The sequence below is a fragment of the Blastopirellula sp. J2-11 genome (assembly GCF_024584705.1).
Taxonomy (GTDB): domain Bacteria; phylum Planctomycetota; class Planctomycetia; order Pirellulales; family Pirellulaceae; genus Blastopirellula.
In genome coordinates this window covers 1682590-1707078 of the sequence record NZ_CP097384.1, presented here as the reverse complement: position 1 = coordinate 1707078, position 24489 = coordinate 1682590, and the positions used below count along the sequence as shown (strand labels likewise).

21 protein-coding genes are annotated in these 24489 nt (G+C 57.3%); 4 read left to right on the top strand and 17 right to left on the bottom strand.

Annotated features, from left to right (window positions below; translation table 11 throughout):
* The first annotated feature begins 78 nt into the window (after window positions 1–78).
* The 3 genes from M4951_RS07060 to M4951_RS07050 all read left to right on the top strand — a co-directional run bounded on the left by M4951_RS07060 (window position 79) and on the right by M4951_RS07050 (window position 2545).
* Window positions 79–978: an EboA domain-containing protein gene (locus M4951_RS07060; protein ID WP_262025778.1), complete on the top strand. Its 900-nt coding sequence runs from the start codon at window positions 79–81 to the stop codon at window positions 976–978.
* Between the two features lie 15 nt (window positions 979–993).
* Window positions 994–1899 carry a TatD family hydrolase gene (locus M4951_RS07055; protein ID WP_262025777.1) on the top strand — a complete coding sequence of 302 codons (906 nt, stop codon included), beginning with the start codon at window positions 994–996 and terminating at the stop codon, window positions 1897–1899.
* A gap of 139 nt (window positions 1900–2038) precedes the next feature.
* Window positions 2039–2545: a DUF1569 domain-containing protein gene (locus M4951_RS07050; RefSeq protein ID WP_262025776.1), complete on the top strand. Its 507-nt coding sequence runs from the start codon at window positions 2039–2041 to the stop codon at window positions 2543–2545.
* A 10-nt stretch (window positions 2546–2555) separates the two neighbouring features.
* Here the strand turns inward: M4951_RS07050 and M4951_RS07045 are convergent, their stop codons facing one another.
* The 10 genes from M4951_RS07045 to M4951_RS07000 form a co-directional block, all read right to left on the bottom strand.
* Entirely contained in the window at window positions 2556–3761 is a 1206-nt protein-coding gene (locus M4951_RS07045) for an NPCBM/NEW2 domain-containing protein (protein ID WP_262025775.1), read from the bottom strand.
* Window positions 3762–3767: 6 nt separating this feature from the next.
* The gene (locus M4951_RS07040; protein WP_262025774.1) at window positions 3768–4829 is read right to left on the bottom strand and encodes a prenyltransferase/squalene oxidase repeat-containing protein; all 1062 of its coding nucleotides are present in this window, start codon (window positions 4827–4829) and stop codon (window positions 3768–3770) included.
* A 49-nt stretch (window positions 4830–4878) separates the two neighbouring features.
* Window positions 4879–5694 (bottom strand): hypothetical protein, encoded by an 816-nt coding sequence (locus M4951_RS07035; RefSeq protein ID WP_262025773.1) that lies wholly within the window; start codon window positions 5692–5694, stop codon window positions 4879–4881.
* On the bottom strand, window positions 5691–9311 hold the full coding sequence (locus M4951_RS07030; protein ID WP_262025772.1) for a hypothetical protein: 3621 nt from the start codon (window positions 9309–9311) through the stop codon (window positions 5691–5693). The genes M4951_RS07035 and M4951_RS07030 overlap by 4 nt, the downstream gene beginning before the upstream one ends.
* An 85-nt stretch (window positions 9312–9396) precedes the next feature.
* Entirely contained in the window at window positions 9397–11784 is a 2388-nt protein-coding gene (locus M4951_RS07025) for a hypothetical protein (protein ID WP_262025771.1), read from the bottom strand.
* Window positions 11781–13946 (bottom strand): VWA domain-containing protein, encoded by a 2166-nt coding sequence (locus tag M4951_RS07020; RefSeq protein ID WP_262025770.1) that lies wholly within the window; start codon window positions 13944–13946, stop codon window positions 11781–11783. Before M4951_RS07020 ends, M4951_RS07025 begins: the two co-directional genes overlap by 4 nt.
* A 13-nt stretch (window positions 13947–13959) precedes the next feature.
* Window positions 13960–14865 (bottom strand): DUF58 domain-containing protein, encoded by a 906-nt coding sequence (locus M4951_RS07015; RefSeq protein WP_262025769.1) that lies wholly within the window; start codon window positions 14863–14865, stop codon window positions 13960–13962.
* Window positions 14822–15865: an AAA family ATPase gene (locus M4951_RS07010; RefSeq protein ID WP_262025768.1), complete on the bottom strand. Its 1044-nt coding sequence runs from the start codon at window positions 15863–15865 to the stop codon at window positions 14822–14824. Before M4951_RS07010 ends, M4951_RS07015 begins: the two co-directional genes overlap by 44 nt.
* Window positions 15866–15909: 44 nt before the next feature.
* On the bottom strand, window positions 15910–18339 hold the full coding sequence (locus tag M4951_RS07005) for a PQQ-like beta-propeller repeat protein (protein WP_262025767.1): 2430 nt from the start codon (window positions 18337–18339) through the stop codon (window positions 15910–15912).
* A 108-nt stretch (window positions 18340–18447) separates the two neighbouring features.
* Window positions 18448–18621 (bottom strand): hypothetical protein, encoded by a 174-nt coding sequence (locus M4951_RS07000; protein WP_262025766.1) that lies wholly within the window; start codon window positions 18619–18621, stop codon window positions 18448–18450.
* Between the two features lie 166 nt (window positions 18622–18787).
* Between M4951_RS07000 and M4951_RS06995 the strand changes: the two genes are divergently transcribed.
* Complete coding sequence (locus M4951_RS06995; protein WP_262025765.1) at window positions 18788–19087, top strand: DUF983 domain-containing protein; 300 nt, start codon at window positions 18788–18790, stop codon at window positions 19085–19087.
* 13 nt (window positions 19088–19100) lie between these two features.
* On the opposite strand, the gene M4951_RS06990 is transcribed toward M4951_RS06995, so the two are convergent.
* Genes M4951_RS06990 through M4951_RS06960 form a run of 7 tightly spaced genes read right to left on the bottom strand, consistent with a single transcriptional unit; the run spans window position 19101 to window position 24483 of the window.
* Entirely contained in the window at window positions 19101–19427 is a 327-nt protein-coding gene (locus tag M4951_RS06990; protein ID WP_262025764.1) for a hypothetical protein, read from the bottom strand.
* 34 nt (window positions 19428–19461) lie between these two features.
* On the bottom strand, window positions 19462–19902 hold the full coding sequence (locus M4951_RS06985) for a DUF420 domain-containing protein (RefSeq protein ID WP_262025763.1): 441 nt from the start codon (window positions 19900–19902) through the stop codon (window positions 19462–19464).
* A 5-nt stretch (window positions 19903–19907) separates the two neighbouring features.
* Window positions 19908–21125, bottom strand: coding sequence for an SCO family protein (locus M4951_RS06980; protein ID WP_262025762.1), 1218 nt, complete (start codon window positions 21123–21125; stop codon window positions 19908–19910).
* Window positions 21125–22003 carry an ABC transporter permease gene (locus tag M4951_RS06975; protein ID WP_262025761.1) on the bottom strand — a complete coding sequence of 293 codons (879 nt, stop codon included), beginning with the start codon at window positions 22001–22003 and terminating at the stop codon, window positions 21125–21127. The genes M4951_RS06980 and M4951_RS06975 overlap by 1 nt, the downstream gene beginning before the upstream one ends.
* Window positions 21993–22940, bottom strand: coding sequence for an ATP-binding cassette domain-containing protein (locus tag M4951_RS06970; protein ID WP_262025760.1), 948 nt, complete (start codon window positions 22938–22940; stop codon window positions 21993–21995). The genes M4951_RS06975 and M4951_RS06970 overlap by 11 nt, the downstream gene beginning before the upstream one ends.
* Before the next feature lie 2 nt (window positions 22941–22942).
* Complete coding sequence (locus M4951_RS06965) at window positions 22943–23383, bottom strand: cytochrome C oxidase subunit IV family protein (RefSeq protein ID WP_262025759.1); 441 nt, start codon at window positions 23381–23383, stop codon at window positions 22943–22945.
* Between the two features lie 23 nt (window positions 23384–23406).
* Window positions 23407–24483, bottom strand: coding sequence for a heme-copper oxidase subunit III (locus M4951_RS06960; protein WP_262025758.1), 1077 nt, complete (start codon window positions 24481–24483; stop codon window positions 23407–23409).
* Window positions 24484–24489 lie beyond the last annotated feature (6 nt).

Here is a 24489-nt window from a genome sequence, read left to right as displayed (position 1 = left end):
CTCACGTTCTTGCAGCGGTCGAGCCGAAGACTTAGGCTAAACTAGTTAGCAATAAACGGCTGTTAAAGGCAAATTCCCTTGCTTTTCGAAAATCGAGACAAAACGCCCCCTACCCCAGCCAAACTGCTGCGCGGTTGGCTAGAGCCGATCGTCGCCGACGCTCCCCTGGCATGGCTGGATCATCAGATCGCCGCCGTCGAGTCAGGCGATGAATCAGCGCTTTATCTGGCGTTTGGCTTTGCGCCCCGAAAAGTTGGCAAGCAACCATTAGAGCCCTCGGCCTTGCAATTGGATTTGGCCCAAGAGGCGCGCAGCGGCTGGGATCCGTCTCGCTGGAGCGTGGGTCAAGCGGCGAGAACCTTGCTGCTGCTATCGATCCCCAGCGAAGATCCGGCGCCCTACTTTGCGCGATTGGAAAAACTGTTCAATGCGGCCGAGTTGAACGAATCGGTCGCGCTGTTTCAGGCGCTGCCGCTCTTGCCGCATCCCGAACTGTTGGTTCCCCGCGCGATCGACGGGCTACGAACCAACGTCAAGTTTATCTTTGCGGCGATCGCCCACCATAATCCGTTTCCGGAAGAGAATTTCTCGGAGGCGGCCTGGAATCAAATGGTTTTGAAAGCGTTGTTCATCGGCGCCGAGTTGGATCCGATGATCGGCATCGATCGCCGCGTGAATCCAGCGCTGGCCGAAATGCTGATTGACTACGCTCACGAGCGTCGCGCCGCCGCTCGCCCGATTCCGCCAGAGCTATGGCGGATGGTTGGTCCTTTCGCCGATGCAACGGCGCTAGAGGATATGGCGGCGCTCTTCGCCGCAGGGACCGAAGTGGAGCAAGCAGCGATCGCACTTGCGCTTGCCGCCAGCGCCACCGATGAAGCCGATGAAATCTTGCGAACCAAACCGCAACTCGCGTCGCAATTGGATCAAGGCAAGCTCACCTGGAGCGGCGTTTGCGCCGCCGCGTACGCGAACTAATCAAAAGGGAACAGCATGTACATCGACCCCCACATTCACTGCTCGTCGCGTACGACTGATGACTACGAGCGAATGGCCGAAGCCGGCATCGTCGCCGTGATTGAGCCTGCGTTTTGGCTTGGTCAGCCGCGGAGCAACGCCGGCTCTTACCATGACTACTTTTCGAGCCTGGTCGGGTTCGAGCGTTTTCGGGCCGCGCAGTTTGGGATCAAACACTATTGCACGATCGGCTTGAACGCCAAAGAAGCGAACAACGAGCGGCTGGCCGAAGAAGTGCTCGACATGCTGCCGTTATTTCTCGCCAAAGAAAACGTGGTCGCAGTGGGCGAAATCGGCTTTGACGATATGACCGCCGCCGAAGAACGAGCGCTTCGCGTTCAATTGGACCTGGCGAAAGAACTGGAGTTGCCGGTGATGATTCATACGCCCCACCGCAATAAAAAGCGGGGGACCTATCGTAGTATGGATATTATCGAAGAGCATGGAGTCGCGCCGCATATGGTTGTAATCGACCATAACAATGAAGAAACCGCCAAAGAGGTCCTCGATCGCGGCTATTGGGCGGCGTTCACCATCTATCCGAAAACGAAGATGGGGAACCAACGGATGGTCGAAATCGTCAAACAATACGGTTCGGATCGAATCATTGTCGATTCATCCGCCGACTGGGGCATATCGGACCCTCTCGCTGTGACTAAAACCGCGAATTTGATGCTTAGTCAGGGTATCGCCGAGCAAGATGTTCAGTTAACTTGTTATAAGAACGCTATTGACGCCTATAATCAAAGCGGACAATTCAACGAGGCGGACTGGCTGAATCCCACCCCCATTGATGAGCAAAAGTTGTTTGAGGGGAATAGCGTGCTGCGGGGTCAACGCCCTGACACGAACACCCCACAAGAAGATGAAATAATCTCTTAGCGAACCGGAACTCGCTAAGTAGATCTACAATACGAGATTCGAGAAGAGGCCGATGTCGCAGCAGTGCGACATCGGCCTTTTTTTTGGTTTTTATGCACTAAATGATCGCGCGCGGATCCTTAAGAAAAGGATGGGGAGCATGATTGTGAGAAACAGCGGAAGCGACGACGTCGGGACGACGAAACGTCGCGAGGTAGTCTTTGAGAACTTGACGGATGTGATTGACGAATGTCGCCGGCTGACCGTGGTTGGTTATCACCATGTCGGCCAATGGAATCTGGGACAAATCTGCCAGCATCTCGCCGCCGGCATGGATCAATCGATCGACGGATTCAAAGATCCGGCGCCCTTCTGGATGCCGATCGCGAAGCCGTTGATCCGCATGTTGGTGCTGCCGACAATCTTGAAGGGGGGCGTCATCAAAATGAAGGCCAGCGCGCCCAAATCAACCCTTCCATCCGCAAACGCCGACGATGAAATCCGCTTGGCCGAACTAGAGCAAGCCATCGCCAGGATCAGTGACGAGAACGTCGAGTTCGTCGAGTCGCCGATCTTTGGCAAGTTAACCACAGAGGAATGGCGCAAGTTCCATCTCTGGCACTGCCAGCATCACATGAGTTTTCTGATCCCCGCCAACAAGCGCTGAACAGACTCCCCTATTTCTCAAAGCGGGCCGATAGCCAATCGGCCCGATCTTTTACATCGCCACGATCCGCAAAATCAACCATCAATGCGATTGCGGTCGCGCCATCTAGCGGTACGTCGATCGGCTCTGGCGGCATGCCGCCGCGGATGATCTCGCTTTGATAGGCCGATTTCCAAGCGCCGTCGGCGCCGGCCAGATAGACGCGAAAGCGAACGCTCCCTTCGTCTCCCGCTGTTCCATCGACGGCGATCTCGGCCGCAAATCGCTGAAATCCTTGCGGAACCGGAGCCGCCAACCGCGATGTGCTATGCACGCCCAGCCCTTTGCGATAGACGACTCCCTCTACAGCCAGTTCCCCCCCCATGACGTTTCGGTCGCGTTGGAAACTCCACTGCGTCGTCAGAAACGAAATCTGCTTGTCTTGAAGCTGCGGCATATCCGAGAGATACATCACCTGCTTCGAGATCGGAGCGGCGTAAACCAAATCTCGCTGCAAGCGGGCCCCGGGAATCGATTGCAGGACGACATCGCGGGCCACTTCAGCCGACATGCTTTTCGCGGAGAGCGCCAGCTTGCGAACCGGCAGCAACGAGCCGTCGCTCATTCCGATCCAGCTATCCATGGACACTCCCGAGTTGGGCGTCAGATTCGGAGCAAACAAGATCGCCGCAACCCGCGTCCGATCGACCGCTAACGAATCGGTCGACGTTTCTAGCTGAATCGATTCCGATTTGACCGACGCGACGAGACCCGAGATCACATCGCCGTTTTCGAGCAGCAACTGATCATCGATGCCTGTATAGTTGTTGATACGATCAAACAAGGATTGCCGTTTTACTTCGTCCAGCGGCAGCCGAAAAGCGATGCCGCGAATGAGCCGCAGCGGCAGCTTCACCTCGTCAAATGCTTTGGTCGGAAACCCGACCAGTTCGCGTCGTGCTAGCGCGATATCTTGCAGCACGATTCGCCCTCCGCCATGCAGCACGATCAGCGGCGTTTTCACAACGGCCGCCGGCGCCCCAAAGCAGATGATTTTCGAACTAGCGATCGTCTCCTTTTCGCCGTCGATCGCGAAAATCCACTGGTCTCCATCGATCGCAGTAAGTTGAGCGTCACGGCGAACTTGCCCAAGCTCAAGCAGCGTCCGTTGGGCCAAGACCAACTGCGGAGCGGCGGCCAGGATGACCGTAAAAAAAGGTAGACAGAGACGAGACATGAGCGCCTATCGCTGGAAGATCGGCAAATAGTTGTTGGGCATTTGCAGCACGATGCAGGCCATCGCCGTCCCATATTCAGGACAAATAAAGTCAGGCCAATATCCGCCAGCGGTCTGCCGACTGAGCAGATACTCGCGCACGACGGGGTAGTACTGGCGCCACAGCGCGTCGCCTGCATGCCAAAACGCCTGGGAAGCGTAATATTGCCCGTAGAAGAAGTGGCTGTTGCTGCGGATCTCACGCGGGTTCTGGAGATTTTCCACCAAATACTGCATGCCGCGATCGACTTCTTCCCCCGAATAGATGCCGGCGCTGTTCATCGCGACGACTCCGGCGGCCGACCGGGGAAACGCGCTAGGCCCCCCGCTTTGCAGCATGTACATGAATCCGCCGTCCGGATTTTGACTCCGTTTCACATAGTCGACGCAACGATCGACCGTTTCATTCGGCACATAAATGCCTGCGTTGCGAGCGGCGCGCAGGGCCATCATCTGACAAACGGTGACCGAGATGTCGGCGTCCTGCCGGACCGGTTCATACCGCCAGCCGCCTTCGATGTTTTGCGTATCGACGATCAACTTGATCGCATCGACCAGCTTCTCGCGCACCGTCGAGTCGGACGACATGCCGTAAACTTCGGCCAAAAACAGCGTCGCGAAACCATGACCATACATCGGACCATGCGTCGCAGCGCCGGGGATCGCAATAAAGCCGCCCTCTTGCGAATTCGCGAGAATGTACTCGATGCAGTAGTCAATATTTTGTCCGTACGGCCCCCGTCCCGGCGAACTGCCATGCGACATAAAGGCCATCCCCGACAACGCGACAACCGCCGTGTTGGCTCGATATCCGTCAAATCCATAGGCGCCGCGAGCACGACCATCTTTGATCTGGCGATCGGCTAGATAACGCAAACCAGCGTCAATCGCGGCGCGGGCTTCCGGCGTGACCATCTCCGCCGAGCGCGACAACTCCGGCTCGACCTGCGCAAGACAACGCCGCGCACTTACCGCGAGCGGCGCGGCGGCCAGCGCTGTTAGAAACTGTCGTCGGCTGGATCTCGTCATGACCTCTCCCTAGGATCGACGGCCAAATGGCGGTTCGAGAAGCTGCGGCTCATCGACCTTCTTGCTCCTGTTCCGCCAGACGACGGAAATATTCTTCCGTCAGGCGTTCGTATTTTGGCAGGAATTTCTCGACCGACGCATTCTGCAATTGTTGTCGAACGCGTTCAGGCAATTGTCCCCAGACTTCTTTGATCAACGCGCCGCGCGCTTCGAGCGGCAACAGTTGGTATTCACGATCTTGCACCTGGTCGCTACTGTCGTTGGCTTGCTCATTTTCACGCTGCTGCTGCGACATCTGCTCTTCGCCTTCGCCCTCTTGCGGCTGCGGTTGCGAACCCCCATTTTGCGGCTGCTGCTGACCTTGCTGTTGCGACTGCTGCTGTTGTTGGTTTTGTTGCTGTTGCTGTTGCTGATTTTGTTGTTGGCTTTGCTGCTGCTGTTGCTGCTGGTTGGCTTGATCGATCAAATCGTTCAACTGCTCGATGATCGAACGCTGCAACGCGAGCGTATTGTCTTCGGCCTGACCTTGCCCAATGCGATCTTGCACCGTTTGCATCTGTCGCCCGATGTTGACGAGCGGATTCTCGGGGCCTAAGCCCAGATCTTCGCCATCAGGTTGGCCCACAACATCGGGCACAGATCCTCCTTCGGTGGGTCTGGTCGTATCTTTTTCGCCGGTGATAGCAGGGTCACCTGACTTTGGCGGCAGCGCGTCGGGAATTTCCAGACCGTCGAACAAATCTTCGCCGAGTCCTTCCAACAACTGTTGATCGAGGGTCGCTTGATCCGTCGCATCATCCGCGACCAGCGGCATAGCGATGGCGAAAAGCGTGCAAGCGGTGAGTATCGTGAAGATTCGGATCACTGTTTCTCTACCTCGGCGTTCGGATCGATCGCGGGTTCGCCAGCCGACTCTTTCTCTACATCGTCGATCTGAAAGATATCTTCCTTGGCAGGCTCTGTTAATTCTAACGCCAATTCAGCCAGTTCGCCTTGCTCTTTCGCCAAGCGAGCCAATTCTATTTCCAGTTCGACAGAGGGGGGAGATTCTTTTTGCAACCGAGCGGCCGCCTGCGTGGTCAGGTCGTTCAGCCCTTGCTGCATCAGTTTTAACAGCTTGAGTTGGGCGATCTGACTAATCCCATCTTGGTTGCCCCCTGGTTGCTCGCCTTGCTGTTGGCCCGGTTGTTGCCCCTGATCCCCTTCTTGCGGCTGTTTCCCTTCCGCATCGCTTTCGTCGAGCGCCGCAAGCAATTGTTCGAGCCGCATCGCAGATTGATCCGCGGTTCGCTGCGTCGCGTCGGACAAATCGCGAGCATCCAAACCGCGAGCCGTTTCCCGCATCAAATCAGCCGCCGTCGTCAACGACAGATGGAATACCGCCGCTTTAGAAATCGAACGCGCAAAATCTGCGGTTTCTCCCATCAACCCTTTTTGCAACTGCGAGACCAACCGGATCGATTGGATTTGGGCTTCGGTCAGAGTGCGCTCGCCAACGATTTCGCGGAGCCGTTCGATCTCGCGGACCACCGTTTTCTGCTGGGTCACCATCGACTCGATCGACTGTCGTAAACGTTGCGATTGTTCTTCTGCGAGGTCTTTCTCGACTTGCTTTTGTTTGTCGGCTAACTCTTGCTGCGCTTGTTCGAGATCGCGTTGCGCCTGATCCTGCTCTTCCAGCGCGGCGGCAGCATCGTCATTGTTCGCTTGCTCCGCCGCTTTTTGCAGCTTTTGCGCCGCATCTCGCACCGAGTCGGCCGCTTTCTCGGCTCGCAGTCGCTCAAGCTTCCGCGCGAGTCGTTCCGCTTCGGCTTGCAGGTTCGCGGCTTCCGCCGCCAGCTTCTCCAGTTGTCGGCCACGTTGTCCAGCGTCAGGGTTCTTGGCCGCTTGCTTCAGTTTGTCTTCTAGCCCTTTTTGCTTGGTCGTCAATTCTCGCAGCTCTTGTTCCGCCTCTTTCAATTTTTCCGAGAGTTGCTTTAAGCGGTTTTCGCGCCGATTATTCAAGATGTCGAGCATCTCGCCCAATTGTTGATCGACTTCCGATTGGGAGGTCGCAGCTTCGCCGAGTTGATTTTGCGCCAGCTGGGCGCCTGCGGAGCGCATTTTTTGCGAAATCGCTTCTTGCCGCTGCTGTTGGATCGCGTCTTTTAACGTTTCGGCCGCCGCGGGTTCACTAGCAGCGAGCTGCTGCTCCATCTCCCGCATGCGCGATTGAATTCGATCCAACTGATTCGCCAGGTCGGCTTGGTCGGTCGCCAACCTTTTTCGCTCGGAACGTTCAGCCGGATCCAGCGACTCGGGCGTTTTGCCAATCGTCGCCGCTTGTTCGGCTTGCGTTCGCTCTTGTAAGTCTTGTTGACGTTCACGCAGCCCCCGCAAGTCGAGTGCGAAGCGTCGGTAGGTGTCCCATTGCGAGAGCCCGGCGATCATCTCTTCTAGCTGGCGCTCGGCGTCACGCTGTTTCTCCACCGTTTCCGATAGCTTGCTGCGCATCTCGGCTGCTTGGGCGGCACGTTCTGCTGGCGAGGAGTTCTCTTTCAGTTCGATGTCTCGTTTCGCTTCTCCCAGCGTATTTTCGATACTCGCCAATTCTCGGCCGGCCAATTGTTCGGTTCGCTCTTTGAGCGCCGCGAGTTGTTGCTGGGTATCGGTGTCGTCGATTCCGTTTTGCTCGATTTCTCGCTCGATCTTCTCGATCTGGGCGGTGACGCCCGACTTGGGATCCGAGATTTCGCGACGGACGCGCCGCTGACGCAACTCGGCGTTTTGCAGACGCGAGCGATCTTGCGGGCCCAGCGGTTTCCCTTCGGCGGCGGCGATTTCGACCGCCGACGTTTCGCTGCGCGCTTCCGCTTGCGCCTGAGTCGCTTCGCCCAGTTGCGTGATCAACCGACGCTGCATCGCGACGATGCGTTCTTCCATCTGTTCCGGCGTGACGATCGAAATGCGACGCGGCAGGCTCACGCCTTCTTGCGGTTTCCGATCGTAGGCGACCAGCGTCGCTTCCAGAACATCGCCCGGCTGAAGTCCTTCCAGTTGAGCCAACGGCCAATCATGCTGCAGCAATACAGGCGGCAAGGGATTGGCGCTGATTGACTCGAGCGATGCCGCTCGCGGCGCATCCTCAGGCGCCTGCCACATTGGAATTTCGGCTGCGCCAGCGTCGGTCGCACGCAAATTCATAAATCGCAACAGCACCCGCTGGAGCCCCAGATCATCAGAGACTTCGGCGGCAATGTCGATCGTAGCGGTCGGCGTCACAAAGATGTTTTCTGCGGGTCTTCGCCATACCAACTCTGGCGGCTTGTCTGGCACGGCCCGCGCTTGAAATCGATCTCTTTCGGTCCGAACCAATCCGCTGGCGGTTTCGACTTCCAGCCAATAAACGCCGGACGCGGTCAGCTCGAAAGGTTCGGCGGGATCACTCGCCAACGACAGATGATCCCCGCCTACCGCCAGCGGAATCGTGCGTCGACCAACGGAGCTTTCAAAGTAGAGTCGCGCTTTTTCGATCGGTTGATCGACGCGCCCTTGAAGATGAATTTGCGATCCTTGCAGCGCCAAGATCACGCGCGGCGACGCGACGCTCTCCCACTCGGCGTACTCAGGCGGTGCGACCGTGACTTGAATGTCGACGATCTGCGGAGGATTGACTGCTTTGAGGGTTCGCCATTGCATCGCTTCGTCATCGCCTCCATAGGCGCGATAACGCAGATCGGAAGTGACGTTCGACAACGTTCGTTTCATCAGCGATTTGGCGAAATCAAATTCCATCGGCAACGACTCGATTCGATCCCCTCGATCGACTTGCAAAGTCACTCCCTCTGGCAATTCTCCACCGCCGTCGATCACCTCCAACGTAACGCTTTCTCCCACCGCAACCGTGTTGGGCGGATGGACGAACTGCAACTGATTGACGCGCGGCCATTGCGCGTCGCCCCAAGGCGCCGCCAAGCGAGTCATCGCGATCCGAGCATAGCGAGGCGCCGCGACCGCCAGAATGGACGCGATGGCGATCGCCGCGATCGCGACGAGCGCCCCTTTTTTGTAGAGGTCGCGGTTGATCGCTGCGTCGAGATCATAACTTTGCAGTTCCGCTTCGGTTTCAGCGATCACATTCCGCTGCAGCGCCAACGAACCGGTTGCGGTTCCGCTTTCGAGAAACTCAAGCGAGCTCGAAAGTCGCTCACGAAACTGAGGAAAGAACGCTTCGATCCGCCGCGCTGTCGCCAACAAATCGGGTCGCCAACTCCAAGCGGTTCGCAAAAAATAAATCGCCACCGCCAGGCAACTGACCCAAGCGGCGATCGAAAAGAAATAGCGCGTGCCCGGCTCTTCACTATGGACCAGATAGTCAAGCAGCGCGACGCCGCCAAGGACGCCCAGCAGCGCCGCAACGCACCAGAAGAGCGCACGCCAACGAACGAGCCGTACGGCGCGGTTCCGAATGCGTTCTACTTGCGTAACGATCGGGTGCTTCATGTCTTATCGATGGTTTAACGAACTTTGCCTTCACTATACCGGGCTTTGGGCGGCGGCTTCCAGTCGAAAACGCCGCAGACTGCCGTTAGAGCATCCCTCCGCGCTTCCGTAACAGCCATTCCCCAATAATGAGACTGACAAACAGGGTCGCTAGTTTCCAGGAATTCCAAACCGGAATCGGCGAGAGCGTCTCGATGCGGACTTGTCGCCCTGGAGGCAAGTCTTTCAACAACTGCGTCGCGTCCGAAAAAGTGTAAAATTTTCCGCCGGCCGCCGTCGCAGCAGCGCGTAGTTCGCCAAAATCAGCGGCCAATCGCGCCATTTCGCCGGCGGTCGCTTCGATACGAAAGCTAGTCGCCGCCTGCTCGGTCGCGTCTGAGATGATCGGTTCGGCGATCCAAGCCCGATACTCCCCTTCCGGCAAGTCGCTGATCGCGGCTTCAAATGTATCGCGGCTTCCCGATGCGCGAGCCAATGAGATGCGCCGTTGCCGGCCTCCTGCTTGCTCAATCATGACGGTCACCCCCTGGTCGCTGGTCGGCGCTTTGCGATCATCAAAAAATCGGACGCGTAAGCGGACCGGTTCGCCTCGTTCATATTCGTTTCGACTCGCGGCTAATTCGGCGCCCCAGCCGCCTCCCAAGATCGAAGCTCGCGCCAGATACCGAACCGACTGCATCCAGAAAGGATCGTGGTGCTCCCAGCGCCACAGATCGTCGCTCGCCAAGAACATTACTTTGCCGCCGCCGACAAACTGTTGCATCAACAGCGGAATCGGTTCGCCTTTGGCGTCAAATCGATCGCGCGCGGTCGCCAGCACTTGCGCGCCCGGTTTGAGCGTCGGAAATTCCGGCAGCCAATACAGCTGCTCGATCGAATCCCAACGTCGCAGCGTTTCGCTTGTATTGGAGCCAACCTGCAGCGGCGGCGATGACATCCCCAGGTTGGTCAGCTTGACCGGAATCGAATCGGTAAGCGGCGGCGCCGGGCGCTGGGCTCCATCCATTTGAAAGGGAAACAGCGAAGCCAACGGCGTTCCGCCATACTGCCAAGGCAAGTACTGGTCGCCGGCGACGAAGATCACGCCGCCTCCCTTTTCGACCACAAACTTGGTCAGCAGTTCTAGATTGATGCGGCTTAAGAAGGCGGGGTTCGCGTCGCCGATCACGATGACATCATATTGAAACAGCTCGTCCTGGCTCGACGGAAAAGCACGTTCCGCCACCGCGTCCTGTTCGGCGTATTCCATATCGGAATCTTGCAGAATCGCAGTCAGGTCAAACGCATTCTCGGGACGACCGCTCGAACTAGCCGGTTTCAACTGCCGCTCGAACAACGTTTTTAAGTAACGATATTGAAATCGCGGCTGCGAATCGACCAGCAGCACTTTGATCGCATCATCGCGAACCGCGACTTGCGCGGTCGCTTCGTTGTCGCTCAGGTCGATCTCTTCGTCGCCAGCTTCCACCGAGACGACAAAGGAGTAATCTCCTTTTTTGGTCGGACGAAACTGCAAGTCCAACTGCCGGGTCATCTCGTCACTAGCGACAGGCACGGTTCTTTCGGCCAAAATCTTCGGATCGTCTTTCAGGCGGAGCGTTACTCGGGCGGTCTTGCCTGCCATGCCGGCGGCGCCCAAGCGGAACTTGAAACTGAGCGGATCGCCGACAAACGCCGCACGTTCGACATCGAGATCTTCAATCCGCAAGTTCAACTGACGTTGGCGACTCCCTAATCCGACGACATACAACGGAGCGCCGCGCCGCCGCGCAACCACCGCCGCATCGGAGAGCGACTTTCCTTCGGTCGTAATTCCATCGGTCAATAACACCACTGCCGCCGTCGGTCGCCCGCGCTGTTGCTGGAAGATCTCGGTTAGGCTGTCTCCCAATCGACTCGCCGGACGATCGGCGTTTGCGGACGCTAACATCTCGGTCCATTGCTCGACGTCGCCGCTCCAGGCGCGGCCGCTATCGCCGATAAAGTAACCTTTCAAGCGATAATGCGGCTGCAACTGGCCGAACCAATCGTCCGCAAGTAACAACGTGCGTCCTTGATTCCAACGTGACGCTTCCTGATAGCCGGCGGCGGAAAGTCGGGACTCGACTTGCGACGCTTCTTCGCCCGACAGCGCATCGACATGCGACATGCTTTGCGAGTCGTCGAGTGCGATCACCAAGTCTGGCGTGTCGGTTCGATAAGGCCGCAGCGACAATCCGTACAACATAAACAAGATTAGCGCGACCAGTGCGATTCGCATCGTCGCCAACGTCGCTTTGTACCACGGTTGTTTGGTTGTCCGTTCGCGGTAATAGATCGATGCGACGAGGACGCCCCCTCCTAACAAAATGGCGATCGTCACCCAAGGCGCCCACGGAGCGATCCACTGAATGCTCGATTGCAATCCATCCGCTTCGCGCGCAGCATCGCCTGCGAAAAACCAATAGACCCAGCGATCAAAAGCGTTATTCATAAGGCGGCCGATCCAAACTTCCAGGCAAGAACCGGTTCCAGTAACAACAACGCCAGCACGCTGATCAGAAGGATACGAAACAGCGGAACTCCAGCGGCGATTCCCGCGGCAAAATAGGCGCCGTCATCCGCGTTCGCCTGAAACAACACCGGCGGCAGTTCGTCGCGGGCAACCTTCGTCAGATCGCTTTCGACGGTTTGCAAATTGGCCGCGAATAGTTCGTCTGCGTGGGGTCGATCACTCACTTTCAAGCGATAGACGCCGCTCGTCTCGGTTTCGTCAAACGCCCAGCTTCCATCCGGCAGGCGGCCGAGACGCTGCGTTTCGTCGCGAGGAGTCGTGATCGCCGCAGTGACGGCGGCCGAACTAGAAGTCAGTCGCCCTTGCAGCACTTGACCGACCAAGATGTTTTGCCGATCGCTCTCTCCCCGCACCAACTGAGCCAGCGTCTCTTGCACGAGCGGCGGAAAGCTAGGCCAGGTCGGTAACGCCGACCAAGGCTGCCCTGATCCGGTCGCCGTCGAGATCGCCGCCGGCAAGCAGATCACCGCGACGTTGTCGGTCGCATCTCCTTGATTGCCGGCCGCTGCGTTACCCAACACAATCGCCGGATCGCCGGTATCGAACCACAGCGCCGTCCGGGCAGTTTCGTTTCGCTGGACGCGGAAGTACCGCCAAACCGGAGTCGACAGTAGTCCGCCCCCTTGCTGTCCACGAAACGGTTCGACCAAGGGATGTTCGTAACCGCGCGGGTCAAAACGATAGTCTCCTTCGGCGCTGGGCGACTCTAACAAGACCGGCAACAAAGAGTGCTCTTGCGATCCGAGCAGGCGGTTGTAATTTTCGGCGGCGGCATCGGGTCCCAGGAAAAACGCGACTCCCTTCCCTGTCGCCGCGTATTCGATCAGTACGCCGGCCTCTTGCGCCGTAAAACGAGCCGCGTCCGCGACAAAGATCGCGGCGTAGGGAGCAAGATCGATTTCGACCAGCGCCGATTGGCTGACCACTTCTGGGGCGATGGACGCTTCGGCTCGATCGTCGGGACGCAGCGCGAATCGTAAAAACTTGGCGGCGCCAGGACTGCCGGCGATGCAGAGCACGCGGACTTGATCCTTCGCCGACGCAACAATCCAACGGTGATCATCAATCGGCAACGCATCTTCGTCCAGACGAAACTCAATCGCGTGGTCCCCCTGCTTTTCAAAGCGATGCGAGAACTGCACCGACGCCGCTTCGCTGGTCGTCAGATCAATCACCTGTTGGCCGACCAAAGTATCATCGACAAACATTCGCACGCTCTTGCCGTCCGATCCCAGATCGCCTTCACGGCGGATATCTATTTCAAAGGTGCTGGGAGCGGCTAATGTCGCGAACGGCTCGAGCATTTGCACGTTCTCAATAAACGCATTTCCGGTAGCGGATTGTCCAACGTCGATCAGACTCAAGCTTCCCTTTTTCGCCAACGCTTCAAAACGGGCCGCGGCGCCGCCGGAAGTCGCGCCTTCCCAGGTCGTCTTTTGCAAGTCGCTGAACAGGATCACGCGCGAGCGCGTCAGCCGGGGATGATTGGCATGCGCGCTGTCCAAGATCTTTTCCACTTCGGCCAGCGTCGTCTCTAGGTTGGCGCCCTCATGGGCGATTTGCAGCGCGTCGATTTCCTGCAGCACGTCCCCTACGTCATAGGCAGGATCACCGATCACGACCAGCGGCGGCTGGCCCATTCGGACCAGCGTATAGCCGTCACCTTGCGAGGTCGCTTCGACGATGTGCCGGGCTTCCGCTTTGGCCGTATTGAACCGCGAACTGCCGTTCTCGTGATAGTCCATGCTATACGATCCATCGATCACCAACACCGTATGTCGCGCATCCAGAGAGGCGGACGAGGCCAGCGGCGATCCGGAAGTGCAGGAAATATCGGCCAACGCCAGCGCAAACAACAGCATGATCGCACAACGCAGAATCAAGAGCAGCAACTGTTCGATCTGAATCCGCCGCGAGTTCTTTTTCATCGCCGCAATCAAATACTGCATCGCCGCCCAGGTCGTATTGCGATGTCGCCGTCGATTCCAGAGATGGATCAAGATCGGCGCAGCCGCCGCCGCTCCCCACGCCAACATGCCGACGCTGGAAAGTAAAAACGGGCTCACGGCCAAAAGCGACACAGGCAATGTTTCCTTACGTATGCATCCGAGCCATGCGACCTGACAAAAACGCGTTTAACACCACATCCAGCGGCTGATCGGTCCGCACCTGCAAATAGTCGATATTGGCGCCGCGGGCTTGGGCTTTCAGCGAATCGATCGCCGCGTTGATCTCACGCAGATAGGCTTTACGTAACGATTGCGGATCGATCAGCAATTCCGGCATCTGCTCCAATCCTTGAAACATCGTCGGCTGTTGAAACGGAAAATCGAGTTCGGCCGGATCCAACAAATGGACCAGCACGACGTCATGCCGACGATGCCGAAAGTGCTTCAGCCCGGCGATCATCGTGTCGACATCGTCAAAAAAGTCGCTAATGACCAGCACGACGCCCCGTTTCCGGAATCGCTCGGCAAGTTGATGAAAGATCGGACCGGTCGCCGTTTTTTGCCGCGGCTCGGTACGATCCAGCACGTCAAAAAACTGCTGCAATTGCGTCGGACTGCTCCCCGGTTCGATCAGCGTTCGAACATCGTCGTCAAAGGTCGCCAACCCGACCGCGTCTTGTTGGTGCAACGTTAACCAGGCCATCGTCGTCGCGATGCACTCGGCGTACTCCAGTTTCGACAACGGCGCAGTAGGGCCGCGGTACGTCATGCTTTCGCTGACGTCGAGCACCAGGTAGGCGATCAAATTCGTTTCGTCTTCGTACTGCTTCAGATAGAACTTGTCAGTCCGGCCGAACACCTTCCAATCGAGATAGCGCAAATCATCGCCGGGCGCATACTCTCGGTGTTCGGCGAACTCAATCGAGAAGCCGCGAAAGGGACTACGATGCGAACCCGAGACGAACCCTTCAACAATATGTTGGGCCCGCAGTCTCAAGCCATGCAGCTTAGCCAGCGTTTGCGGATCTAAACGCTTTGTCGGCTTGTTCATCTGCGGCGACCGTAGGCACGAGTTCGATGAGCCGACGAATCAGATCATCGGTCGTGATCCCTTCGGCGTCGGCGGTAAAATTGGTTCGCATACGATGTCGCAACACCGGCAGAGCGACTGCTTGCACGTCCTGCGTGGTGACAAACGTACGCCCTTGCAGCACGGCGCGGGATTTCGCTCCCAACACCAGATATTGACTGGCGCGCGGTCCAGCGCCCCACTGAACATACTGGCCGACAAAGTCTGGCGTTTCGTCCCGGCCTTTACGCGTCATCCGCACCAGCTGAATTGCGTAGGCGGCGATATGGTCGGCAACCGGCGCTTTGCGGACGACATGCGTCAACTGCGCGATATCTTCGCCAGACAACGTCGCCGTGATCAGCGAGTGATGGTCGGTCGTCGTGCGACGCACGATTTCCAATTCTTCCGCGGCGGTCGGATAATCGACCTGGACGTTAAACATGAATCGGTCCAACTGCGCTTCTGGCAGCGGATAGGTCCCTTCTTGCTCAATCGGATTTTGCGTCGCCAGCACAAAGAAGGGACTCGGCAAGCGGTGACGCTGGCCGCCGGCGGTGACTTGATGCTCTTGCATCGCCTCCAACAGGGCCGCTTGCGTCTTGGGAGGCGTGCGGTTGATCTCGTCGGCCAAAATGACGTTGGCGAAGACCGGCCCAGGAATAAAGCGATATTCACGCTGGCCAGTGGCGCGATCCTCTTGGATCACCTCGGTCCCGGTGATATCCGACGGCATCAGGTCCGGCGTAAATTGGATCCGATTGAAATCGAGTGACAGCGATTCAGCCAAACTTCGAATCATCAACGTCTTCGCCAACCCCGGCACGCCCACCAACAGACAATGGCCTCCAGCGAAGAGCGAAATCAGCAATTGCTCGACCACTTCTTGCTGGCCAACGATGACCTTCGATAGTTCTCGCGTGATCTGTTCGTAGGCGGCGTTGAGCCTGCGAACGGAATCAATATCTTGTTCTTCCAACATCGTTACTCCGGAGGTACTGCCGCTCGCCATCGGCGAGCGATGAATTAGGGAGAAGGATCGCTGGACGCGTCGCTCTTTAACACGGTCAACTGCGTCGCACCGGCGATCACCAGGTAGTCCCCTGAGATCGCCAAGTTTCCTCCCGTCAGCCCCAACGCTTTTAAATCAATCGGTTCTCGCGCGGCGATCACGTTTTCGTCTTGATCGACTTGCTGCTTCAAGACGTAGATCGCCTCCAAGGTGGGCCAATATATTGTATCACGCCCCAGAATCCCACGTCCGTAACCCTGCGGAGGACTTTCCGCTTGCAGATTTTGCGGATCACGCGGATTGGGGAACTGACTCCGAATCCTCCCCGAATCAAGCCGGATCCAATAAACCTGATCGCCGCTGACGATCAAATCCTCTTTGGTCGTTCCCAAGAGATGAGACGCTTGAACGCCGCCGGGTACGGTTTGCCACTGCAGTTTCCCCGTCGCCGCATCCAGCGCCACGATCCGATCGCAATCGGCCGGCATCGCCATCACCAAATCTCCGGTCACGACGCACGGATTCAATTCACGCAGCAATTGCTGATTGGCGCGAATCAAAGTTCCCGCTTCCAACGGTCCGCGCGGATAAATGGTTAACCATTGGATCTCGCCGGTTGCGGCGCTGATCGCAGAGATTGCGCCGCGATTGGTGTTGTAGTACAATACGCCGTCCGACATGGTCAACAAGTTGTGGGAGCGTTGCCCCGCTTTGTCTCCTAAGACAAGTCCGGCGCCATACGGCTCGGTCGAGCAAATCGTCCGTCGCCAGATGCGCCGCGCCGTGGACGCGTCGTAACAAGCGACCGCTGACTCGCTACGGACTCCGTTTTTCGTCATCGCGACATAAAGCCGACCATCGTCAATCAGGCCGGTCCCTTCGAACTCCCATTCGTCTTCGCCTGGCTCGTTGGCGGGAATAATCGCCGCGATTCGGCCTTCCGCCCCCAGATCGATGATGAACATCTCGGCCGACTTGGAGAACTCGGACGCGCGCTCCGTATAAACCGAGAGCGAGTTTCCTTGCCGCGCCGCCATCAAGCGTCCCTTGGCCGAAAGCGTATAACGCGGAGCGCCAATCGCCGATTCCACCTTCGCCAGATGACGGTCTTGCCATTGATTGGTGTTCCCCAAATGCAAGCCGTTTTCTATGTCCGGTGTGCTGCGATGAAACGCACCGTAGTCGGCGTTTTTTCGATCACGCGCTTCGCCGCTCGGCCAAGCTGCCGAGCCGTCGCGCAGTTGGAAGGCCCGCAGCCGTTTGGCGTCATTCACAAACAGATGATCGCCAACCGCGATCGGGTAAAAACTGAGCGGCGTTTCTCCACTCTGCGACGTTTCGGCCAATCCCGGCGTGCGGATCGTTGCGGCCTGTTTTGGCAATGCAATCGACCAGGCGACCAATTTGGCGCCGGGCGCTTGGGCGGCGATCGCGCTGCGCGTGGGGCTGCCGGCGAAGGTTTCCCAATGATCGACGTAGGAGAGCGCATATTGCGTCCCTTGCGACGTCGCGAGAATCGCTTGCAGCGCCGCATCATAAGGTTGTCGCTTTCCGGCGATCCAACCTTCCGCATTCGGAGCCAGCCGCCGAAGCAGATCCAATTCGATCGCTGCCCGCGTCGCGTCTCCTTCCAGCGCCGAAGCAAGCGTCAAACGAGCCAACAAATCGGCCAGCGGAATTTCGGACTGGGGAACCGAGCGATGCGTAGAATGACGCTCCGGTTGCAGCAATAACTTGACGATCTCCGCTTCGTCCTGTTTCCAATCAACGCCATCCACGGCGACCCACAGCGGTTGCCCCGGCAGCGCGTACAACAACGATTTTTCGTCGTAAGGAGACCGCAAACGCGGATCGATCTGCTCCCAGGCTGCCCGCGCCGCGGCGAACTCACCCCGTTCCAGTCGCATGTCGCCCAGCGCCAACAGCGCTTGATCGGTCTTGCTCGCCAAAAAGTAGCGCTCGATCGCTTGCTCTATGGCGCCCAGATCGTGAGCGGCGATCGCGGCGTCATACGCCGCTTTGGCCGAGATGTCGGTCTGATCACGATACGGAATCAGCAGTTCAGGCTCACGCCGCGCGATTTCGGCCAACTGCGTATGCAGTCGACGACGCAAACCGACGTAGAACACATATTGATCGCCTGTCTGGAGCGTCAACGAATCGGCCTCGAAAAGCTCGTCGCCGTGCGCCGACACCAAGCGGCGATAGCCTTCGATCGCCTCTTGCCACTGTCGATCGCGCAGACGTTGCTCGAGTTGAACCAGCAATTGTTGCGATTCGTTGTTGAGTTCCGGCAAGTCGACCGTCAGCGAGAACTGCCCTCGCGACGGGGCCGTTTGCGGCAAAAACCGCAATTGCGCAGAAGCGAAATTGACCTGCAACAACCCAACCGCGATCGCTGCGGCGAGCAGCGAGATCCGTTTGAGAGAGAGAAGGGACTTCATACTCGGCCGGAGGGAAAGGAAGGAGGGCGCCGCGAACGGGACGATATTGCTACTGTTGAAAGTATAGGGCCCAGGCAGGAGATCACAAAATCAGGGATCCCAGTCGCGCTAAATCCGCGGATCCCCCAGTAAAACCCGCCCCAAGTAGAAAAGGGCCGTTCCAAATAAAAACCCTGCTAACATCGTGCGAAACGACAGCACTTGCTGAAATTCCAACAGCATCACCAGCGGCAATAGGACGAGCCCGGCGATTTGCAACATTCGACCGCAGATATACCGCATGCGACATTTTGGCGTTTGCCAGCAGGAAAGGGAAAACGCTACGATCATTGTCGCACGTTCGCCGCTCCCCTTTTGTAGGGAAGAAATGAGGGAAACCATGAGATTTTGGACACTTGTGCGGAGAAGCCTTACCCTGCGCTGTCCGGTTTGCGGCCAAGGTCGACTGATGAAAACCTGGTTTACCACCTACGACCAATGTCCGGATTGCGGCGCTCGCTTTGAGCGAGAGCCTGGCTTCTTTTTAGGTTCGATCTATTTCAACTACGGCCTGACAACTTTGATCGTGGCGGTCGCTTTTCCGCTGTTGCTCTTCAATGGGTTAGCCGATTCTCAAACGTTGTTGTACGCGGCGCTCGCGTTCGTTGTGATCTTCCCGCTGATCTTCTTTCCGTTCGCTCGCAGCCTGTGGGTCGGACACGATCAATTTTGGGATCCGCGAACCGACGTGAAAGAACGGCTTCCATAGTTAGATAAGCAACTTACGCGTCGACCGGCGGCTGCGTCGGAACGCCCAGCGCCGATTTACGTTGCGCCAGCTCTGCGACCGATTCGTCAGAGCCGGCGGCGATCGCCGCAGCTGACTTGGTGCGGATCGACCAAAACACGTAAGCGGCGAATGCTCCGACCAACGTGAACGGCATCGCCATCATAAAGATGATGCTCCAGCCATACGCGTTGACGTAGCGTTCGCCAAATCCTGATTTGCAGGTCGGACACGCTTGGGCGATCGAAACCTGGACGATCAAGACGACGGCGATCGCCAGCATCATCGACGCTAAGTGAGACTTCATCAGTCGATAGTTCATCGTTATTCCATCCTCGACGCCGGCAACCAGCGTTTTATTGCGGTGGATAGATCTGGTAAAGCATCAGGTAAACGAAGACGCCGGTTACCGAAACGTACAACCAAATCGGAAACGTCACCTTCGCTAGTTTAAGGTGTACACGCCGATTGTCACGCAAACCATAGTAAATCGTCGCGACCGCCAAAAAGGGAACCACGGCCGCCAGCACGACATGCGTCAACAAAACGGCGTAGTAAAAGTAGCGAACCGCCGCCGGCGGATAGCTGGGAAACGTTTTGCCATGTCCTGGCAGCAGCGCGTGATACGTCAGGTAGCAACCCAAAAAGATCACCGACACGCCAAAGCAGGAGAGCATCGTCCACTTGTGGGCGACTTCCTGGCGCCGCTTGATCAGCACCAAGCCGACGATCAACAAGACCGTCGCCAGCCCGTTAAGCGAAGCGTTGACGTGCGGCAATATCTGAACCAGATCCAAGTGAATTACTCCTGCGTAGCGGCGGCTGCGGCGGGCTGCGCCTCTGTTTCGTCGGTCGCTTTCGGCTCAGCCGGTGCTGGCTCCGCCGCTGCTTCCGACTTCTCTGGCTGCGGGCCAAGCAGTTCGTCCAGCTTCTTCCTCAGGAGCTGCATCTGGATCGGATTGACGGCGATGTACGAGTCAATCACTTTGCCGTCAGACCCTACCAGATAAAGTTGTTCGCTGTGGGTCTGCGGTTTCACGATCGCGTCAAAGTAGCCGGCGCCGATTTGCTCGATGTATTTCAGATCACCGGTGCAAAAGTACCAAACGTCTGGTTTCGCTCCGAAACGCTCGGCGTAGCCGGTCAATACGTTGGGCGTATCGTTCGCCGGATCGCACGTAATGCTGACAAGCTTCAGGCCGCGATCGGCATACTCGGACTGAAGTCGAGCATTCTCTAGATTCAACAGCGTGCAGGTCGATGGGCAAGTCGTAAAAAAGAAACTGCCGAGCCAATAGTCTCCTTCCAGCGACTTGCTGTCAAACGGCTCCCCGTTGCGTTCGGTCAATGTGAACGACGACATCGGCTTAACCGGTTGGGTCTCTTCCGCCGGCATTTCCGCTTCCGGCTCTTCGGCCAACAACTCTTTGATCAACTTGCGCGCCGCTTGAAAGTCGGACGTTTGCGTCGCCAGAAAACTGCCGCGCAACTTTCCGTTGCGATCGACCACCAACATCCGCTCGCTGTGCGTCTGCTTGGCGAAACCAACGTGAAATTGCTTTTCGGAGATCTCCTTAATCGTCGCCAAGTCGCCGGTCAAAAACTTCCACTGTTGCGGATCGGCTTCAAACATCTTGGCGTACTTCGCCATCACTTCCGGCGTATCGTTGACCGGATCGCAGGTGATGCTGACAAAACGCACGTCGTTTCCCTCGAACTCATCGGTCAGAGCGGCGACTTGCTGATTCAACAAACGGCAAATGGATGGGCAGCTCGTAAAAAAGAAACTGCCGACCCACACGTCCCCTTTCAGCTCGCTGGAATCAAACGGCTCTCCGCTGGTGTCGATCAACTCAAATTCGCCCACATAGGCGTCCTCCGGAACGGTGACGTTGTCGGTCGGATGATCCACATCGCGCATCGCGCCGTTGCGATTGGCCGCATTCGCGGCGAACCAGACCATCATTCCCCCAATGAGGACGAACATGATGGCGAAGAAAAAGGCGAGTGATTTATTCATTAGGCGTCTCCACTTCTGGGTTCGGCTGCGGCCCAACAAGCCCAGCCAAGCATCAATGCAGCGAACGCGATCGTCACGACCACGCCAGTCACAGGACTGGGGGACCAATAGGCTTCGACCGGAAGTCCGCGTCCCGGCAACGGAGCCGCGTCCCCCATGCCCCAGTACATTATCTCTCGTAGCGATGCAATTGCGTAGGTCACCGGATTCAGACGCATCACCCAATGCATCACAACCTGGCTCCAGGGGGATTGCGCATCAATCCACGGTACGGGGAAAAAGGCGCCCGATAACAGCCAGAGCGGCATCAACAGCAGATTCATCACCGCGTGAAAACCTTGCGTCGACTCCATTCGCCAGGCGAGCAAAAATCCGAGCGACGTCAAACCGATGCCGACAATTAGCAGGAAGACCGCCATCACCACGAAGTTGAGCGGTCCCAGGTTCACTTTCAGCGTCAGCGCCAGCAGTAGGAAGAGGACGCCTTGCAGCGTCGCCAACAGCGCTCCCCCCATCACTTTGCCCAGCACCATCGACCAGCGCGGTATCGGCGCCGCTAACACCGACTGCAGGAATCCTTCGTTTCGATCTTCAATGATCGAGATCGTCGCAAAGATCGCCGTGAACAAGACGATCAGCATCAACGTTCCGGAAAAGTAATATTCCAAAAAGCTGACCCCGGCCGAGGTCGCGGCCCCCGGCAATTGAAACGTGCGGCTCATCCCAGCGCCAAACAACAGCCAAAACAACAAAGGCTGACCAATCGCGCCGATGATCCGATTGCGTTGCCGCAAAAAGCGTACGATCTCACGCTGGCAAAGCGACCATGCGGCCAACAGCGGCTTGGGCTCGATCGGCGAAACCGTTTCACTTGCCATCGGAGGCCTCCTCTCGCCAATACTGCCGACCGGTCTTGTCGATGAAGACATCCTCTAAGGTCGGCTTGCCGAAAGTGATCGATTCGATCTGGTCTCCCAGCGACTGCATAATCCGTGGGGCTAGCTGCGATGCGTCGACAGCTTCAAAACGAACGGCGCTCTCCATCACGCGCACCTCTTCGGCGACGATCTGTCGCAATTGCACTGCCAACGCTTCGACGTCGCCGCGCGTGGTGATCGTGACCGAATCGCCCCCGACCGACGCTTTCAGCGCCGCCGGTCGGTCCAGCGCGACAAGGGTTCCTTCATCCAGAATCGCAATCCGATCGGCCTTTTCCGCTTCTTCCAACAGATGGGTCGTCAACACGATTGTCACCCCCTGCTCTGTCCGAATCCGCTGCAAATATTCCCACAAACTGCTTCGTGCCCCAGGATCTAGCCCTGTGCTCGGCTCGTCCAACAACAGCAACTGCGGGCGATGAATCATTCCCTTCGCCAATTCCACGCGACGACGCAGTCCGCCAGAAAGCTGCTCGGCCAGATCGCTTGCTCGATCGCTCACGCCAAGTTGCCGCATCATGCGATCTTCGGCATCTCGGGCGGCGGCGCCGCTTAGTCCGTAGAGCGCCGATTGCTGCCGCATGTTTTCGGCGACGGTCAGCTTTTTATCAAGACTGGGAGACTGAAAGACAACGCCTATCCGGCGACGAATCTGGTCGCGCTGCGACGCCAGATCGAAACCGAGCAAATCAATCTTGCCTGCTTGCAGCGGCGCGAGCGTCGAGAGCAGACGAAAGAGCGTCGTCTTTCCACCGCCGTTGGGACCGAGAAAGACGAAGATCTCGCCTGCTTCGATCTGCAGCGACAAGTCGTTGAGCGCTCGTCGCGCACCGTAACTGTACGAGACGTTTTCAATGGAGATTGCGGCCAAAGACATTCTCAATGCCCAGGCTGCGGAACAGCTGTAGCGCCTTCGACCGGATGCGCTTCCTGCTCAATCGGTTCGGGTGTGTGATTCCAGCGATGGCTGCTGTAGTGATAGGTTCGATAGCCGATATCGGGAATCAACATGCACACGAGAAAAAGGGACATCATCGCAGCCGGAACGGTCAACACCCATTTCCAGTTCGCTTCCCAGATCAAGTGCATGAAGAAGGCCATGACTAGCAGGGCCTTACTGCACGATACGGCCATCATAAAGGCGCGGCTAACGCTGACGGGAATCGCGTTATGCCACATCTCGAAATAGGTCAAAAACGAACACCCTGTCAGCACGCACAGGGCCAGAAAGACGGCCCAATACTTGCCGGTGCCGCCATGTTCATGTTCGTGATCATGGCCTGCTTCGTGATGTGATTCCGCGTGTTCGGTAGGCGACATCGTCGGAGATTCCTTGACGCGAGTTAAAACAGGTAAAGAATCGGAAACAGAAAGATCCAGACCAGATCGACAAAGTGCCAATAGAGTCCGGCGGCTTCGATAAAGTTCGCTTTGCCCACGCCCAACGTCGCCGGTAGTGCGATCGCGAATACGATCAGTCCCACGATCACATGAATCGCGTGAAAACCAGTCAACAGAAAGTAGGTGCTCGCCCACATATTGCCGCTGGGAATCACAAACGGTAAGTCGAGCCAATCGTAGGAGTGATTCACCCCGTGATGCAAGATCGCCGCATCATCGGCGGTCAGCAAGTCGATCGTCGCGATGCGGGTTTTGAGCAGCGACAACTCTTGCGGATCAGGCGTTTCCGTCTTTGCTAGTTCGGCCAATTGCGTCTCTAGCGTCCCTTTTTCTTCTTGCAGGCGAGTAAGCTCGGCATGGTCTTCGTGCGGATGCTGAATGGTGTACGCAATGCTATCGATCAGCGCCTGCGCTTCGACCGGATTGGTGGCTTGCGTCGCTTGACGCGTGTTCCATTGAACCAAGCCGTTTCGCAACAACTCCAACACTTCGCGACGTTCTTTCGCGACCGGGTCTTCGCTATCGATCGGATACTTCTTCGCTTCATCTTCCAGCGCTACTTTCAGCGCTGACGCGTAGTAAACGTCTGGCTTGTCATACAACAAGCCATGCGGCTGAGCCGGGTAGATGCCGTGCGCGAATTTTTCTTTGTATTCGTACGCTTTGACTCCCAAAAAAGAGAGCCCTAACACAAACGTCAAACACATCCACGCTTTCGCGAGTCCCGTCTTGTTCGACTTCGCCGCTTCGAGCGACAGCACGACCGACAAGCTGGAGCAGATCAGCACAAACGTATTGAAAGCGCCGATCGGCTCGCTCAGATGAACGTCATGCGGCGTCGGCCAGGTCGGCGCGCCGAAACGAAGCACAATGTAAGCGCCGATGAGCCCGGCGAAAAACATGATTTCGGTCGAGAGGAATAGCCACAAGCAGAGCTTGCCGTTAGGGATCGGCAGCGCTGGCTGGTACTCCAGTTGGATATGACCATGTTCGTGATGATCGTCGTGATTTTCCGACATTGGTCT

Excerpts from the sequence above, each read along its gene's own strand:
- M4951_RS06970 (WP_262025760.1), bottom strand. The coding sequence starts at position 22,940 with ATGTCTTTGGCCGCAATCTCCATTGAAAACGTCTCGTACAGTTACGGT.
- M4951_RS07030 (WP_262025772.1), bottom strand. The coding sequence starts at position 9,311 with ATGAAGCACCCGATCGTTACGCAAGTAGAACGCATTCGGAACCGCGCC.
- M4951_RS07050 (WP_262025776.1), top strand. The coding sequence starts at position 2,039 with ATGATTGTGAGAAACAGCGGAAGCGACGACGTCGGGACGACGAAACGT.
- M4951_RS07000 (WP_262025766.1), bottom strand. The coding sequence starts at position 18,621 with ATGCGGTATATCTGCGGTCGAATGTTGCAAATCGCCGGGCTCGTCCTA.
- M4951_RS06975 (WP_262025761.1), bottom strand. The coding sequence starts at position 22,003 with ATGGCAAGTGAAACGGTTTCGCCGATCGAGCCCAAGCCGCTGTTGGCC.
- M4951_RS06960 (WP_262025758.1), bottom strand. The coding sequence starts at position 24,483 with ATGTCGGAAAATCACGACGATCATCACGAACATGGTCATATCCAACTG.
- M4951_RS07005 (WP_262025767.1), bottom strand. The coding sequence starts at position 18,339 with ATGAAGTCCCTTCTCTCTCTCAAACGGATCTCGCTGCTCGCCGCAGCG.
- M4951_RS07025 (WP_262025771.1), bottom strand. The coding sequence starts at position 11,784 with ATGAATAACGCTTTTGATCGCTGGGTCTATTGGTTTTTCGCAGGCGAT.
- M4951_RS07010 (WP_262025768.1), bottom strand. The coding sequence starts at position 15,865 with ATGTTGGAAGAACAAGATATTGATTCCGTTCGCAGGCTCAACGCCGCC.
- M4951_RS06965 (WP_262025759.1), bottom strand. The coding sequence starts at position 23,383 with ATGTCGCCTACCGAACACGCGGAATCACATCACGAAGCAGGCCATGAT.
- M4951_RS07040 (WP_262025774.1), bottom strand. The coding sequence starts at position 4,829 with ATGACGAGATCCAGCCGACGACAGTTTCTAACAGCGCTGGCCGCCGCG.
- M4951_RS06995 (WP_262025765.1), top strand. The coding sequence starts at position 18,788 with ATGAAAACCTGGTTTACCACCTACGACCAATGTCCGGATTGCGGCGCT.
- M4951_RS06980 (WP_262025762.1), bottom strand. The coding sequence starts at position 21,125 with ATGAATAAATCACTCGCCTTTTTCTTCGCCATCATGTTCGTCCTCATT.
- M4951_RS07055 (WP_262025777.1), top strand. The coding sequence starts at position 994 with ATGTACATCGACCCCCACATTCACTGCTCGTCGCGTACGACTGATGAC.
- M4951_RS07015 (WP_262025769.1), bottom strand. The coding sequence starts at position 14,865 with ATGAACAAGCCGACAAAGCGTTTAGATCCGCAAACGCTGGCTAAGCTG.
- M4951_RS06990 (WP_262025764.1), bottom strand. The coding sequence starts at position 19,427 with ATGAACTATCGACTGATGAAGTCTCACTTAGCGTCGATGATGCTGGCG.
- M4951_RS07045 (WP_262025775.1), bottom strand. The coding sequence starts at position 3,761 with ATGTCTCGTCTCTGTCTACCTTTTTTTACGGTCATCCTGGCCGCCGCT.